A 15,048-nucleotide genomic window follows, 5' to 3' on the forward strand; every position below is an offset into this window, starting at 1 on the left:
ACGGCATAAGTGATGAGCGAAGGCGGCGAGGCTCTCGTCTGCGCATCGAGTCGCAGCCGAGCTAGACCAGCGTGTACCCGCCGTCCATCAGCAGCTCGCTGCCGCAGAAGTAGCCGGCCTCGTCGGACAGCAGGAAGGCGACCGTGGCCGCGACGTCCTCGGGCGCGCCCATCCGGCGCTGCGGCGTGTGCGCGAACCACTGCTCGAACTGGTGGGTCTTGCGCGCCAGCAGCTCGGTGGCGATGTAGCCCGGCGCGACCGCGTTCACCCGCACGCCGCGGTCGGCCCACTCCGCGGCGAGCGAGCGGACGAGCGCCGACACCCCGGCCTTGGAGGCGTTGTACGCGCACTGGCGCTGCGGGGTGTTGACGGTGTGGTTGCCGCTCATCGAGCTGATCGCCACGCACGACCCCGAGCCCTGCTCGAGCATGATCCGGCCCGCGCTGGTGAGGGTGTGGAAGACGCCGGTGAGGTTGACCGCGAGCACGGCGCCGAACTGCGCCGAGCTCATCGATTCCGCCGCGACGTCGTCCTCGACGATGCCCGCCCCGGCGACGACCGCGTCGAGACGGCCCTCCTGCTGCCGGACGTGCGCGAAGCCCTGCTCGACCGAGTCGGCGTCGGTGACGTCGACGGCGACGGCGACGCCGTTCGGTCCCTCCGGCTGCCGCAGGTCCATCGCCCAGACGCTCGCCCCGTCGCGGCGCAGCCGCTCGCAGACCGCCTGGCCGATCCCGCCGGCCGCGCCGGTGACGGCGACGACCCTGCCCTCCTGCGAGGTGCTCATGCCCCGCCCCTCAGTGCCGGGTCTGGCGACGGCGGACGCGGACGGCGTCCACGACCACGGCGAGGAAGATCATCACGCCGCCGGCCATCGCCACGTAGTAGGCGGAGATGTTCGTCAGCTGCAGACCGACCTGGACGATGGTCAGCAGCAGGACGCCGCCGAGCATGCCGAGGACGCGACCGCGCCCGCCGGTCAGCGACACCCCGCCGATCACCGGGGCGGCGACGGCGTAGAGCAGCAGGTCGGAGCCCATCGTCGAGTTGACCCCGGAGAGGTAGGAGGTCGCGAGCCAGCCCGCGGCGCCGGCCAGCAGCCCGCCGAGGGTGTAGGTGCCGATGACGAGCCGGTCGGTGTTGATGCCGGCGGCATACGCGGCCCGGCGGTTGCCGCCGGTGGCGTACACCTTGCGGCCCCAGGGCGTGCGGTAGAGCACGACGGCGATGACGACGAAGAGCAGGACGAGCGCGAGCGGCATGATCGGCCAGCCGAGGAGCTGGCCCTGCCCGATCCAGGTGTAGCCCGTGTCGGAGATCGTGATCGTGCGGCCCTTGGTCACCGCGAGCACCGCTCCGCCGAGCACGAGGCCCATGGCGAGGGTCTCGATCAAGGACGTCATGCGCAGCTTGGCGATGCAGAAGCCGTTGATCAGGCCGATGACCGCGCCGATCGCGAGGACGACGAGGATCGCGACGCCGCCGGGCAGCCCACGCTCCATGAGCGTGGCGCCGATCGCGCCGCTGAAGCCGAGGATGCCGACGACCGACAGGTCGATCTCGCCCAGCAGCATGGCCAGCGCGATGGCGACGGCGAGGAAGCCGAGCGTCGTGGTCTGGACCAGGATGTTCTGGAAGTTGGCCAGGCTCAGGAAGAACGGGTTGAGGGCCGTGGCGAGCAGGACGAAGACGACGAGCAGCAGCCAGACGATGTTGTCGAGCGCGAGGTCGGCCCAGCGGCCGCGGCCGCGCAGGGTCGCGGTCGGCGTCTCGGCTCCTGCCGCCGGAGCGGTCTGAAGGGTGGTCACGATGGTCTCCCTGGTGAGGGCGGAACGGGCGGAACGGGCGGGACGGGGTCGAGCAGGGCGGCCGGGTTCGCGCCGGGTGGCGCGCTGCGGCCGGTCAGGCGTCGGCGAGCGCGGTCTCGTGGTGCAGCCGGCCGAGGATCGCGTCGGCCGTGACCTCGGTCCCGACGAGCTCGCCCACGACGCGGCCGTCGGAGAAGGAGACGACGCGGTCGACCATGCGCACCATCTCGTCGGTGTCGTACGCGAGCAGGATCACCGCCAGCCCCGAGCCGGTGAGCTCGTCGATCAGGCGGTGCACCTCCTCCTTGGTCGCGACGTCGACGCCGAGGGTGGGCTCGTCGAGGATGAGCACCTCCGGCTGACGGGCCAGCAGCCGGCCGAGGATGATCTTCTGCTGGTTGCCGCCCGACAGCTCCTCGATCGGCTGCTCGGGCCCGGCGACGCGGAAGTGCATGCGCGCGTGGTACTTCTCGTATGTCTTGGTGATCTCGCCGTCGGCGAGCAGCCCGCCGCGCGACGGCCAGTTGCCGAGGCGCAGGCTCTCGCGCACCGACATCGGGCCGACGATGCCCTCGCCGTGCCGGTCGTTGGTGAGGTAGACCATCCCGCTGTCCAGGGCGCCGCGCACGTCGGCCGTGCGCAGGGCACGCCCGTCGAGCTCGACCGTCCCGGACTGCACCGGGCGCAGCCCGGCGACCGCCCGGGCCGACTCCTGGGCGCCCGAGCCCGGCAGCCCGACGAAGCCGACGATCTCGCCGGCCCCGACGCTGAAGGAGACCGGGCCGACGCCCTCGGTCACGAGGTCGCGGACCACGAGCCGCTCCCGCTCGGCCACGCGCGGCACGCGCACGAACTCGTCGACCGCCGAGCCGACGACGAGCTCGGAGATCTCCGCCGAGCCCATCGCGCGGGGGTCGGCGCCGTCGGCGACGACCCGGCCGTCGCGCAGGACGGTGGCGCGGTCGCAGATCGCCTGGATCTCGTTGTTGAAGTGCGAGATGAAGACGAAGGTCTGCCCGGCGTCGTTCAGCGAGCGGACCCAGTCGAAGAGCGACGAGCGCTCCTCCTGGCTGAGCGCGGTGGTCGGCTCGTCGAGCATGACCAGCGCGCTCCCCTCGACCAGGGTCCGCACGATGCCGAGCCGGCGCTGGTCGGGCGCGCTCAGCGCGCCCGCCGGCTGGTCCACCGCGAAGGGCACGTCGTAGCGCTCCAGGAGCGCGCGCGCCTTGGCGTGCATCGCCCGGACGTCCACGAACGGCCCTCGCCGCGGGTAGTCGGGCAGCAGCAGGTTCTCCGCGACCGACAGGTCGGCGACGACCTCGGCGTGCTGGCTGAGCAGGTGGATGCCCAGCTGTCGGCGCCGTACGAGGGGCAGGCCGGTGATGTCCTCGCCCTTGAACAGGATCTGCCCGGCCGTCGGCCGCTCCGAGCCGGCGATGAGCTTGACCAGCGTCGACTTGCCGGCGCCGTTCTTGCCCAGGAAGCCGTGGATGGAGCCGGCCCGCACGGTGATGTCGGTCGGGTGCAGCGCGGTGAAGCGCCCGTAGACCTTGCTGAGCCCGCGGGTCTCCAGCAGCGGGGCGTCGGGGTCCGTCACTGCTTGAGGCCCCACTTCTGCACCACGACGTTGCCCCACTGACGCGGGTCGTCGACGTTGGACTCGTCGATGAAGAAGGGCGGCACCACGCAGCTCGGGCCCTGCGGGGTCGAGGTGATCGGAGCCTTCTCCCAGTAGTAGGCCGCGTTGGCGTAGTCGCCGGTCGGGATCGGCTTGCCCGCCGCGAGGTCGCTGAGCATCTGGACGCAGATCTCGCCGTACGCGACCGGGTCCTGGCTGACCTCGGCGTCGACGAGGCCGTCCTTGATCCACTGCAGCGACTGGGGCTCGCCGTCGATCGAGGTGAGGAAGACGTGGTCGGGGTCGTCCTTGGGGAGCGCCTTGTTCTTGCTGCGCAGCGCGGTGATGACGCCGCGGGTGATCGAGTCGCTCGGGGCGTGCGCCGCGTCGAGGTCGGGGAACTCGGCCAGCGTGGCGCCGGTGACGCTGACGGCCGTGGCCTCGTCGCCCTCGGTCGGGCGCGAGATCAGCTTGATGTCGGGGTACTTGGCCAGCACGCCCTCGAAGCCCTCCTTGCGCGCCCGCCACGCCGACGAGGACAGCGCCCCGTAGCCGTTGAGCACGGTGCCCTTCTCGCTGCCGTACTTCTTGCGCAGCAGCTCGACGATCTTCTCCGCGGCCATCTCGCCGCCGCGGAGGTTGTCGAAGGCGATGGTGAAGTCGACCTCGCCCTTGGTCAGCGGGGTGTCGATGATGCCGGTCGGCACCTTCTGGGTCTTGGCCTTCTGCGCCAGCGGCGCGAGGCCCTCGGAGTCGATCGGGTCGGCGATGAGGAAGACCGGCTTGGCGATCAGCAGCGAGTTCCAGTTGTCGAACTGCGCGCTGGAGTCGAACTTCGCGTCGGTGGTCTTGAAGGTGTGGCCGAGCTCCTCGCTCTTGCGCTTGACCGCCTCGCTCTGCACGACGAAGAAGAAGTAGTTCATCCCCTTGTTCGCGTACGCGGCGGTGCCGCCACCACCTCCCCCGCCGGGAGCGGCGCTGGTCGAGCGGCCGCAGGCGGCCAGGGCCGCGGCCGCGCCGAGGCCGAGGGCCCCTCGACCGAACGAGCGCCGGCTGAAGACCGTGCTGGGCGATGTCGTCATTGTTCATGCCTCCTGGACAGGGGTGTGCGTGGTGGTGGTGGGGGTGTGCGAGGTGGGGGTCTGAGAGGTCTGACGCCGGCGAGCGGCCTCCGCGTCGGTGGTGGAGCTCATCTCGCGGATGCTCGGCGCGACGGCGCCGTCGGTGGGGGTCTGCCACTTGCGCAGCAGCCGCCGCAGGTGCTCCTCCGACGCCTTGCGGGCGCCGTAGGTGTCCCGCCGTCGGAGGTTGGTGAGGATCTCCCCGTGCTCGGCGAGCGTGAGCGACGGGTTGGACGGGTAGCCCTCGCGGTACTGGTAGTGCGTCCGGAGGAAGCTGTTGATCGGGCGGCAGACCAGGTCGAAGAACGGGTTGCCGCTGGCCCGGGCGAGCGACTCGTGGAAGTTCATGTCGGCGTCGAGGAAGGCCTCTGCGTCGACGGTCCCGTCGGCGGCCACCGCGGCCTCCCCCTCGGTGATCGAGGCGGCGAGCCGCTCGAGGTCCTCGGGCCCGGCCGACTGGGCGGCGGCCGTGCTGACCTGCAGCTCGAGCGCGAGCCGGAGCTCGAGCAGGTGGCCGAAGGTGCCGTCGCTGGCCAGCATGAGGATGGAGAACTGCTCGGCGATGCGCGCCCCGTCGAACTCGGCCACGACCATGCCGCGGCCCGGGGCGACGCTGACCAGGCCCCGCTGCTCGAGCAGCTTGGCGGCCTCGCGCACCACGGTGCGGCTGACGGAGTAGCGCTCCATCAGCTCGACCTCGGTGGGCAGGCGCAGGTTCGGCACGAGGCCACCGCGGAGGATCTCGGTCTGGAGCTCGTCCGCGATGCGCTCGGACAGTCGGCTCCGACCGTCTCGCCATTGAGTCATGGGCCGAACGTACGATGATTGGGTTCCGTCCGCAACCCCCAGTTCGCGTGACTATGGGCTACTCGCGCTCAGGGCAGGAGCCGTGAGACCTCGGCACCCCGGTTGACCGACGCGAACGTACGACGTTACGTTCGCTGGGCAGCCCTGCGGCGAAGGGAAACTTTCGTCGTACGATTCGAACCACCCCAGGAGGCACCGGTGCCACACCTGCAGCACGCCGCATGACCATCCCCATGACGAGCCAGCCGAGCGACCCCACGACCGGGCGCACGACGCGCTTCGTCGTCACCGACCACGCCTTCGTCGAGACCGCCCACGAGGCGGCCGCCGCGCAGGGCGTGGGCGCCGCCTTCGCCGTGCACCAGTGCGCGGAGGCCGCCGAGACGACCGAGGTCGTGCGGGACGCCGACGTCGTGTTCGTGAACTTCGCCCCGATCGGCGCCGAGCAGCTCGCGGCGATGGCCCCCGGCGCGACGGTCATCCGCTACGGCGTGGGCTACGACAACGTCGACGTCGAGGCCGCGCACCGCCTCGGCGTCCAGGTCGCCAACGTCCCGGACTACGGCGTCGACACCGTCGCCGACCACGCGGCGGCGCTCCTGCTGTCGCTGCTGCGCCGCATCCCGCTCTACGACCGCGGCATCCGTGGGAGCACCTGGGTCGCCCCCGGCGACGCCGGCCCCGTCCCGTCGTTCGCGACGACGACCGTGGGCCTGCTCGGCGCCGGGCGGATCGCCTGCTCGCTGGCCGACCGGCTGCGCCCGTTCGGCTTCCGGCTCCTCGCCCACGACCCGTACGCCGACGCCGACGTCGTCGCGACGCACGGGCTCACGCTCGTCGACCGCGACACGCTCCTGGCCGAGTCGCACGCGATCTCGCTGCACCTGCCGGTGACGCCGGAGACGCGCCACCTCGTCGACGCCGACCTGCTCGCCCGCGTACGCCGTGGCTGCGTCGTCGTGAACACCGCGCGCGGGGCCCTCGTCGACGAGGCCGCGCTGGCCGAGGCGCTGGTCGACGGGCGGGTCGGCGGCGCCGGCCTGGACGTCTTCGACCCCGAGCCCCTCGCCGCGGACTCCCCCCTGCGGAGCGCACCCAACGCCCTCTTCACCCCGCACGCCGCCTTCTACTCCGAGACGTCGCTGGACAACCTGCAGCGCCTCGCCGCGGAGGAGGCCGTGCGGGCCGCCCGGGGAGAGCCGCTGCGCTGCCCCGTGACCCCCGTGGGCCGGCCCGACGCCGGTGCCCAGACCAGCGAGACCGGAGACCCGAAGTGACGGCGATGTCCACGATGTCCACGAAGTCCGAGATGCCCGAGCCCCGCAACCTCGTCGCCGGCCGCTGGGTGAGCGGCGGCGAGCCGAGCGTCGCCGTGGTCAACCCGGCCGACGGCCAGGTGCTGACGACCATCCCCGACACCGCGGCCGAGGGCGTCGACGAGGCCGTCCGCGCCGCCCGCGCGGCCCTGCCCGCCTGGCGCTCGACCACCCCGTTCCAGCGCGCCGCGGTCCTGCACCGCCTCGCGACCGCGGTCCGCGGTGACCTCGAGCCGCTCGCCCGCCTGATCACGCTGGAGATGGGCAAGCCGATCGGCGAGGCCCGCGGCGAGACGGCCAAGCTCGCCGACGCCTTCGACTACTACGCCGAGGAGGGCGTCCGCGTCTACGGCGAGACGATCCCCAACGAGCAGGCCGGCGTGACGAGCATCGTCCGCCACGAGCCCGTCGGCGTCGTCGGGGCGATCACCCCGTGGAACTACCCGCTCGAGCTGATCGGGTGGAAGCTCGCCGCCGCGCTCGCCGCCGGCTGCACGATCGTGGTCAAGCCCTCGGAGTACACCCCGTCGAGCGCCGTCCGCCTCTTCGGGCTGCTGGCCGGCGCGGGCGTGCCCGACGGCGTCGCCAACCTGGTGCTCGGCGCGGGGACCGCGGGCCGAGCGCTGGCCTCGCACCCCGACCTCGACAAGCTCGCCTTCACCGGCTCGGGGGCCACGGGCGCGGCGATCACGCGCTCGCTGGCCAAGGCGATCCTGACCTCGATGGAGCTGGGCGGGTCCTGCCCGCAGATCGTCACCGCGAGCGCGGACCTCGACGAGGCCGTCGCGGGCTGCGCGCGCCGCGGCTTCCGCAACGCCGGGCAGATCTGCATCGCGATCAACCGCGTCTACGTGCAGCGCGAGGTGCACGCCGCGTTCGTCGACAAGCTGACCGCGGCCGTCGCCGCGCTGAGCGTCGGCCCGGGCCTCGACGACCCCGACGTCGGCCCGGTCACCAACGCCGAGATCCGCGACCGTTGCGCCGCCCACGTCGAGGACGCCGTCGCCCGTGGTGCGCAGGTGCGCGCCGGCGGCCACAGCCCCTCCGACCTCGAGGGCACGTGGTTCTCCCCCACCGTCGTCGACGACGTGCCCCCGGACAGCCTGCTCGGCAGCCAGGAGACCTTCGGCCCGGTCGTCGGCGTCACGCCGTACGACACCGCCGAGGAGGCGATCGCGCTGGCGAACGGGACCGACGCCGGCCTCGCGGCGTACCTGTACGCCCGCGACCTCGGCGAGGTCTTCTCGATCGGCCACGCGCTCGAGTTCGGCAACGTGGCCGTGAACAACCCCGACGCCGGGATCATGAACGCCCCGTACGGCGGGCGGAAGGGTTCGGGTCACGGTTCCGAGCACGGCCGTGAGGGCCTGCACGCCTACCTGCAGGTCAAGCACCTGCGGATCCGGTACGGCCAGTGACGGGTCACTGGCTCGGTGTCGACCTCGGCACGTCCGGGGTCAAGGTCGTCGCGGTCGACGACGCCGGCGACGTCGCTGCCACCCACACCTGCTCATACCCGCTCCAGACCCCGCGCCCGGGCTGGACCGAGCAGCACCCCCAGGACTGGTGGGAGGGCACGCTCGAGGCCGTCCGCACCGTCGTCGCGGCGCTCGACGCCGCCGATGGCACGGTCACCGGCGTCGGCCTGTCCGGGCAGATGCACGGCATGGTCGCCCTCGACCGCCACGGCGAGGTCCTGCGCCCGGCGATCCTGTGGAACGACAACCGCAACGCCGCCGAGTGCGAGCTCCAGGTCGAGCGCGTCGGCGGGCTCGACGCCCTCGTCGGCCTGACGAACAACGCCGCGCTGCCCGGCTACACCCTCGGCAAGATCCTCTGGCTGCGCCGCCACGAGCCCGAGGTGTTCGCGCGCACCGAGGTCGTGCTCAACCCCAAGGACTTCCTCCGCCTCCGCCTGACCGGCGAGCGCGCCACCGACGTCTCCGACGCCTCGGGGTTCGGCGCGCTCGACGTACGGCGGCGCCGCTGGAGCGACGACCTGCTCACCGCGCTCGAGCTGCCCGGTTCGCTGCTGCCGCCCGTCCTCGAGTCCGACGCCCCCGCGGGGCGGATCACCGCCGAGGCCGCGGCGCTGACCGGCCTGCCCGCCGGCACGCCGGTCGTCGCCGGCGGCGGGGACTCGGTCCTGCAGACCACGTCGATGGGCATCGTGGCCCCGGGCACCCTGGGCATCACGCTGGGGACGGCCGGCATCCTCGGTGCCGCGCTCGAGCGCTGCCCCGACAACGTCGGCGGGCGGCTCCAGATCTCGTGCGGCAACGAGGCCGGGCGCTGGCACGTGATGGGCGTCGCCCTGTCGACCGGCGGCGCGCTGCAGTGGTGGGCGAAGGCCCTCCGCGCGCTGGTGCCCGACGCCGACGCCGCCACGGTGACCGAGCTCGCCGGCCGCTCCCCCGTCGGGTCGCGAGGCGTCCGGTTCCTGCCGTACCTGGTCGGCGAGCGCGCGCCGCACGTCGACCCCGACGCCCGCGCTGGCTTCGTCGGGCTGGACCTCTCCCACGACCTGACCGACCTCTCGCGCGCCGTGCTCGAGGGCGCGCTGCTCAACCTGCGCGAGATCCGCGACGTCATGGCCGCCGCCGGGGTGGCGACCGACGACGTCCGCATCTCCGGGGGCGCGTCCGCCTACCCGGTGTGGCGCCAGACCCTGGCCGACGTGCTCGGCACCGAGGTGCACCTGGTGACCGGCGGCGAGCAGGGGGCCGCGTACGGTGCGGCTCTGCTCGCCGGCGTCGGTGGCGGGCGGTGGTCGAGCCTCTCGGAGGCGCTCGGCCACGTCGTCGTCACCGACCGGGTGAGCCCCGACCCGGCCTCGGTCGCGGTCCACGACGTCGGCTACGACGAGTTCCGCCGGATCTACCCGGCCCTGACCACGACGAGGACACCATGACCGGCTACCGCAGCGTCGTCTTCGACCTCGACGGCACCCTGGTCGACTCCACCGTCGACATCGCCGGGGCGCTCAACCTCGCCCTCGTCCCGCTCGGGGGGCGGCCGCTGCTCCCGGCCGAGGTGGCGCCGATGCTCGGCGACGGCGTGGCCGCCCTCGTCTCCCGGGCCGCCGGCCTGTCCGGCGTCGACGGGACCGACGGAGCCGACGGAGTCGACCTGGCCGCCGTCGCCCAGCACTACCTGGCGGAGTACCGGAGCCGACCCGTCGTCGACTCGACCCTCTTCTCCGGCGTGCAGGACGCCCTCGCGGCGCTGCACGCGGCCGACGTCCCCATGGCCGTGTGCACCAACAAGCCCGAGGCCATCGCGCGCCAGGTGCTCGACGGCCTGTCGGTCGCGCAGCACTTCCCCGTCGTCGTCGGCGGCGACCGCATCGAGCGCAGCAAGCCGTACGCGGACCACCTCTGGCTCGCCCTGTCCGAGCTCGGGGCCGACCCGACGACGTCGGTCCTCGTCGGCGACTCCCCCGTCGACGAGCAGTGCGCGCGGGCCGCCGACGTCGCCTTCCTCGCCGTGCCCTGGGCACCGCCCACCGTGGTCGGGCAGCGCCTGGCCTCCTTCGAGGCCCTCCCCGACCTCGTCCTCGTTGACACCGTCCACCCAAGGAGCCGTGCATGACCGCCACCACGCCCATCGCCACGAGCAGCGACCAGGACCGCGCCAAGCTCGCCGCCGGCCGCTTCGCGGCCGACAGGTACTGCTTCGACGGGGCACGCCTCGGCCTCGGCTCGGGCACGACGTCGCACTACTTCGTCCGCGCGCTCGCCGAGAAGGTCCGCGACGGCCTGCAGGTCGTCGGCGTGCCGACGTCCAACGGCACCCGCGACCTGGCCCTCTCGCTCGGCATCACGCTGGTCGACCTCGACGACATCGACCAGCTCGACGTCTGCATCGACGGGCCCGACGAGATCGACCCGGACGGCTCGATGATCAAGGGCGGCGGTGCCTGCCTGCTGTGGGAGAAGCTCGTCGCCCGCACCAGCGCCCGCATGGTCGTCGTCGCCGACCACACCAAGGCCGTCGCCGGTCTCGGGGCCTTCCCGCTGCCGGTGGAGATCGTCCAGTTCTCCTGGGGCACCACGACCAAGGCCGTCCGCGCCCTGCTCGTCGAGCACGGCTACCCCGCCGACCTGCGGATCGTCCGCCGCGAGCGCGACGGGTCCCCGGTCGTCACGGACAACGGCAACTTCATCATCGACGTCCAGCTCGACGAGGCCCGCGACGCCGCCGCGCTGACCGTCGAGCTCAACCAGATCCCCGGCGTCGTCGAGAACGGCTTCTTCGTCGGCATCGCCGACGAGGTCGTCTTCGGCTGGCCGGACGGCTCCGCGGGCGCCTTCGACTTCCCGCTGACGCTGCCGCTCACCCAGCCCGCCCGCTGACCCGCACCTGACCCACGTCCGAGACCCACGCCCGAGACCCAGAGGAACCCACCGCCGTGACCTTCGTCCCGCTCAACGCCGTGCTCGCCGACGCCCTCGCCGGCGGCTACGGCGTCCCCGCCTTCAACATCGTCAACGACGTCAGCACCGAGGCGGTGCTGGAGGCGGCCGCCGAGGAGCGCTCGCCGGTGATCCTGCAGACGTCGGTCAAGACCGTGCGCATGTACGGGCGCAAGAAGCTCTACACGATCCTCGCCGGGCTGGCCGAGGACGCGGCCGTGCCGGTCGTGCTGCACCTCGACCACTGCCCTTCCCGGGAGGTGATCAGCGACTGCCTGCGCGGTGGCTGGACCTCGGTCCTGTTCGACGCCCACGAGCTCGAGGTGGCCGAGAACCTGCGCCAGACCGTCGAGGTCGTCGCCGAGGCCCACGCGGTCGGCGCCAGCGTCGAGGGCGAGATCGAGGGCATCCAGGGCGTCGAGGACGGCATCGGCTCCGACGACGCCTCCGCGCAGCAGACGATCGAGGTCTCGGTCGACTTCATCCAGCGCACCGGCGTCGACTGCTTCGCCCCGGCGATCGGCAACGCCCACGGTCAGTACAAGGCCGCCCCGGTCCTCGACCACCAGCGCGTCTCCGACCTGCTCGCCGCGACCGGCGTGCCCATGGCCCTGCACGGCGGCACCGGGCTCTCGGCCGAGCAGTTCCAGGACCTCGTCAAGCGCGGCTGCGCCAAGGTCAACATCTCCACCGCGCTCAAGGAGGTCTACATGCGCTCGAGCCTGGAGTCGCTGAAGCGCTCCGAGGAGAAGGGCTCGTGGGACCCGCCCACGCTGTTCCGCGACCAGAAGGAGGCCGTGACGGCGATGGCCCGCGAGCACATGCGCACCTTCGGCAGCTCGGGCCAGGTCCGATGAGCGCCCTGGTCTTCGACTGCGACGGCGTCCTCGCCGACACCGAGCGCTACGGCCACCTGCCGGCCTTCAACCTCACCTTCGAGCACTTCGACCTGCCCGTGCGCTGGGACGTCGAGGAGTACGCCCGGCGGCTGAGGATCGGCGGCGGCAAGGAGCGGATGGCGAGCCTCTTCGCCGACCCCGGCTTCTCCGAGGCGGCGCACGTCCCGGACGACGAGGACGCCCGGCGCGCGCTGCTGGCGGAGTGGCACCGCTACAAGTCGGCCGCCTTCCGCGACCTCGTGCAGAGCGGGCAGCTGCCCGCTCGGCCCGGCATCAGCCGGCTGATCCCGGAGGCGCTGGCCGCGGGCTGGACGGTGGCCGTCGCGTCCACCTCGGCCGAGGCGTCCGTCCGCGCCGTGCTCGAGCACGCGGTCGGGACCGAGGTCGCCGCCGGCGTGCCGGTCTTCGCCGGCGACGTCGTGCTGGCCAAGAAGCCCGACCCGGCGATCTACGACCTGGCCGTGCGCGAGCTCGGGCTCGACCGCGACGACACCCTCGTCGTCGAGGACTCGCGCAACGGACTGCTCGCGGCCACCGGCGCCGGGCTCCCCTGCCTGGTGACGGTCAACGGCTACACCCGCGAGGAGGACTTCGGCGAGGCCGTCCTCGTCGTGTCCGAGCTGGGCGACCCCGACCGCGGTCCGGTCGAGGTCCTGGCCAACCGCGGCCCGGCGACGCCCGGGGCCTACCTGACCCTCGACGACCTCTCGGCGTGCCTGGGCACCCGGACCGGAGCGACCCGATGAACCCTCTGCTGACCGGCGTCATCGTCCCGGCCACGACCCCGTTCGACGACGCCGAGGACCTGCGCCTCGACTGGCTCGAGCACAACCTGCGCCGCTGGAGCACCACCGCCGTGCGCGGCGTGATGGTCCTCGGCACCAACGGCGAGTTCCGCTCGGTCGACGACGACGAGGCCCGCGCCGTGGTGGCTACCGCCGCCGCGCACCGCGGCGACAAGACCCTGATCGTCGGGGCCGGGCGCGAGTCGACGCGGCTCACCGTGCGGTTCATCGAGAGCATCGCCGAGCACGCCGACGCGATCGACTACGTCTCCGTGCTGCCCCCGCACTACTTCAAGGGCGCCATGACCCCCGAGGCGCTGCGGCAGCACTACGTCGCCGTGGCCGACGCCAGCCCGGTCCCCGTGCTGCTCTACGTCGCGCCGAGCTACGCCAACGGCGTGCTCATCCCGCCCGCGGTGGTCGCCTCCCTGGCCGACCACCCGAACATCGCCGGGATCAAGGACACCTCGAACGACCAGATCACCGCCTACCTGCTGGCCGCGGGCGGGCGCGACGACTTCTCGGTGCTGGCCGGGACGATGAACACGATCATGACCGGGCTGCTCTTCGGCTCCCCCGGCGGCGTGGTCTCCGCGGCGAACTTCTTCCCCGACGAGTGCGCGGAGGTCGTGCGCCTGGCGTCCGACGGCAAGCAGGCCGAGTCGCTCGCCGCGTACGCCGACCTGCAGCGCCTGATCAAGGTCACGGGCGGGCGGCGCGGGGTGGCGAGCCTGAAGGGCACCATGAACCTGCTCGGCTACCGCGCGGGCGTCCCGCGCGGGCCGGTGCGGGCCCTGGACGCCGACGAGACCGCCGCCGTGCGCGAGGCGCTCGAGGCCCACGGCAAGGTCGTCGACGAGGGAGGGACGCGCTAGTGCACGCCTTGTCCATCGACTTCGGCACGTCGTCGGTCAAGGTCGCCGTCGTCCAGGCGGCGGACGACGGCGGCCTGCAGATCGTGGAGACGGCGACCGCGCCGTACCCGAACATCCTGCTGCCCGGGGAGAAGAACGAGATCGACCCCGACGAGCTGTGGGCCGGCTGCTACGCGGCCTGCCAGCAGCTCGACCCGGCGCTGCGGGAGCGGGTCGAGGTGCTCTGCTACGACACCTTCTCCCCGTCGCCGGTCTTCGTGCGCCGCGACGGGACGCTCTCCTACCCGAACATCGTCACGCACCTCGACCGCCGCAGCCGGGCGCAGAGCGCGTACATCGACGCGGTGGTCGGCAACGAGCGCTTCCTCGAGATCGCGGGCATCCTGCCCTTCGCCGGCGGCGCCGGGGCGATGACCTTCATCTGGTTCGCGCAGAACGCGCCGGAGGTCCTCGACGACGCCCACCGGATCGGGCACCTGCCGACCTACGTCCACCACCGCCTGACCGGCGAGTGGGCGACCGACCTCGTCAACGCCTCGATGACCGGCCTGTACGAGACCACGACGCAGGGCACCTGGTCCGAGGAGCTGCTCACCGCTTTCGGCATCGACCGCGGGCTGCTGTGCGACATCGTCGACCCGGGCACGTCGCTCGGCACGCTCCGCCCCGAGGAGGCCGAGCGGCTGGGCCTGCGCGCGGGCATCCCGGTCGCCGTCGGCACGAACGACATGGCCGCGGCCCAGTGCGGCGCGGGCAACGTCGAGGCGGGCCGGGTGATGAACACGGCCGGCTCGAGCGACATGGTCAGCGTCCTCACCGACCGCCCGGTCACCAGCCACGGCTACTACCTGCGCAACGCCGCCCTGCCGGGTCTCTGGCAGATCTACGCGACGACGGCCGGCGGCTTCGCCCTGGAGTGGTTCTGGGCGCAGCTCTGCCAGGACATGACGCGCACGGAGTTCTACGAGCAGTTCGTGGGGCGGGCGCTGGAGGCCTGGCCGACCGACGGCGAGGTCACGTTCGCGCCCTACCTGACCGGCGACCGGCAGTCGCTGGAGAAGCGCACGGGCAGCTGGGACGGGCTCACCCTGGCCACCACCCGCGAGGAGATGCTCGCGGCGGTGCTCAAGAGCATGAACCGGGTGCTCGCCGCGACGCTGCGCCAGGCGGCGGAGGTGGTCGAGCTCGACCCGGTCGTCAAGCTGACGGGTGGGATGTCGGACGCCACGTACGTCGCGCTCAAGCAGCGCGAGATGCCGGGCTTCGAGTTCGAGGGCGTCGACAACTGCCCGATCCTGGGCAACGTCTGGCTCGCGCGCCGGGGCCTCGGGCTCGTCTGACCGTCCGCCGACCACCCGGACACGCGAACGGGGTCGCGCGGCTCACGCCGCGCGACCCCGTGGA

14 protein-coding genes are annotated in these 15,048 nt (G+C 72.8%); 9 read left to right on the plus strand and 5 right to left on the minus strand.

Annotated features, from left to right (window positions below; all coding sequences use genetic code 11):
• Positions 1-61: 61 nt before the first annotated feature.
• From BLU42_RS11155 to BLU42_RS11175, 5 genes are all read right to left on the minus strand, one after another.
• Positions 62-787, minus strand: coding sequence for an SDR family oxidoreductase (locus BLU42_RS11155; RefSeq protein WP_091074494.1), 726 nt, complete (start codon positions 785-787; stop codon positions 62-64).
• A 10-nt stretch (positions 788-797) separates the two neighbouring features.
• Positions 798-1,808, minus strand: coding sequence for an ABC transporter permease (locus tag BLU42_RS11160; RefSeq protein ID WP_157719936.1), 1,011 nt, complete (start codon positions 1,806-1,808; stop codon positions 798-800).
• A gap of 94 nt (positions 1,809-1,902) precedes the next feature.
• On the minus strand, positions 1,903-3,405 hold the full coding sequence (locus BLU42_RS11165) for a sugar ABC transporter ATP-binding protein (RefSeq protein ID WP_172825785.1): 1,503 nt from the start codon (positions 3,403-3,405) through the stop codon (positions 1,903-1,905).
• Positions 3,402-4,508 carry a sugar ABC transporter substrate-binding protein gene (locus BLU42_RS11170; protein WP_091074497.1) on the minus strand — a complete coding sequence of 369 codons (1,107 nt, stop codon included), beginning with the start codon at positions 4,506-4,508 and terminating at the stop codon, positions 3,402-3,404. Before BLU42_RS11170 ends, BLU42_RS11165 begins: the two co-directional genes overlap by 4 nt.
• Positions 4,509-4,511: 3 nt before the next feature.
• Complete coding sequence (locus BLU42_RS11175; protein ID WP_091074498.1) at positions 4,512-5,354, minus strand: FadR/GntR family transcriptional regulator; 843 nt, start codon at positions 5,352-5,354, stop codon at positions 4,512-4,514.
• A 221-nt stretch (positions 5,355-5,575) separates the two neighbouring features.
• On the opposite strand from BLU42_RS11175, the gene BLU42_RS11180 reads away from it, so the two are divergent.
• Genes BLU42_RS11180 through BLU42_RS11220 form a run of 9 tightly spaced genes read left to right on the plus strand, consistent with a single transcriptional unit; the run spans position 5,576 to position 14,984 of the window.
• Entirely contained in the window at positions 5,576-6,631 is a 1,056-nt protein-coding gene (locus BLU42_RS11180) for a C-terminal binding protein (protein ID WP_231918102.1), read from the plus strand.
• A gap of 5 nt (positions 6,632-6,636) precedes the next feature.
• Positions 6,637-8,088: an aldehyde dehydrogenase family protein gene (locus BLU42_RS11185; RefSeq protein ID WP_231918103.1), complete on the plus strand. Its 1,452-nt coding sequence runs from the start codon at positions 6,637-6,639 to the stop codon at positions 8,086-8,088.
• A complete protein-coding gene (gene xylB, locus BLU42_RS11190; RefSeq protein WP_091074499.1) occupies positions 8,085-9,581 on the plus strand; it encodes a xylulokinase in 1,497 nt (498 codons plus the stop codon). Before BLU42_RS11185 ends, xylB begins: the two co-directional genes overlap by 4 nt.
• Positions 9,578-10,261: an HAD family hydrolase gene (locus tag BLU42_RS11195; RefSeq protein WP_091074500.1), complete on the plus strand. Its 684-nt coding sequence runs from the start codon at positions 9,578-9,580 to the stop codon at positions 10,259-10,261. The genes xylB and BLU42_RS11195 overlap by 4 nt, the downstream gene beginning before the upstream one ends.
• Positions 10,258-11,025, plus strand: coding sequence for a ribose 5-phosphate isomerase A (gene rpiA, locus BLU42_RS11200; RefSeq protein ID WP_091074501.1), 768 nt, complete (start codon positions 10,258-10,260; stop codon positions 11,023-11,025). Before BLU42_RS11195 ends, rpiA begins: the two co-directional genes overlap by 4 nt.
• Positions 11,026-11,081: 56 nt before the next feature.
• Positions 11,082-11,942, plus strand: coding sequence for a class II fructose-bisphosphate aldolase (locus tag BLU42_RS11205; protein ID WP_091074502.1), 861 nt, complete (start codon positions 11,082-11,084; stop codon positions 11,940-11,942).
• Positions 11,939-12,730 (plus strand): HAD-IA family hydrolase, encoded by a 792-nt coding sequence (locus BLU42_RS11210; protein WP_091074503.1) that lies wholly within the window; start codon positions 11,939-11,941, stop codon positions 12,728-12,730. The genes BLU42_RS11205 and BLU42_RS11210 overlap by 4 nt, the downstream gene beginning before the upstream one ends.
• On the plus strand, positions 12,727-13,644 hold the full coding sequence (locus BLU42_RS11215; protein ID WP_157719937.1) for a dihydrodipicolinate synthase family protein: 918 nt from the start codon (positions 12,727-12,729) through the stop codon (positions 13,642-13,644). Before BLU42_RS11210 ends, BLU42_RS11215 begins: the two co-directional genes overlap by 4 nt.
• Entirely contained in the window at positions 13,644-14,984 is a 1,341-nt protein-coding gene (locus BLU42_RS11220) for an FGGY-family carbohydrate kinase (protein ID WP_091074505.1), read from the plus strand. The genes BLU42_RS11215 and BLU42_RS11220 overlap by 1 nt, the downstream gene beginning before the upstream one ends.
• Positions 14,985-15,048: the final 64 nt, after the last annotated feature.

Source organism: Microlunatus sagamiharensis (assembly GCF_900105785.1).
Classification (GTDB): domain Bacteria; phylum Actinomycetota; class Actinomycetes; order Propionibacteriales; family Propionibacteriaceae; genus Microlunatus; species Microlunatus sagamiharensis.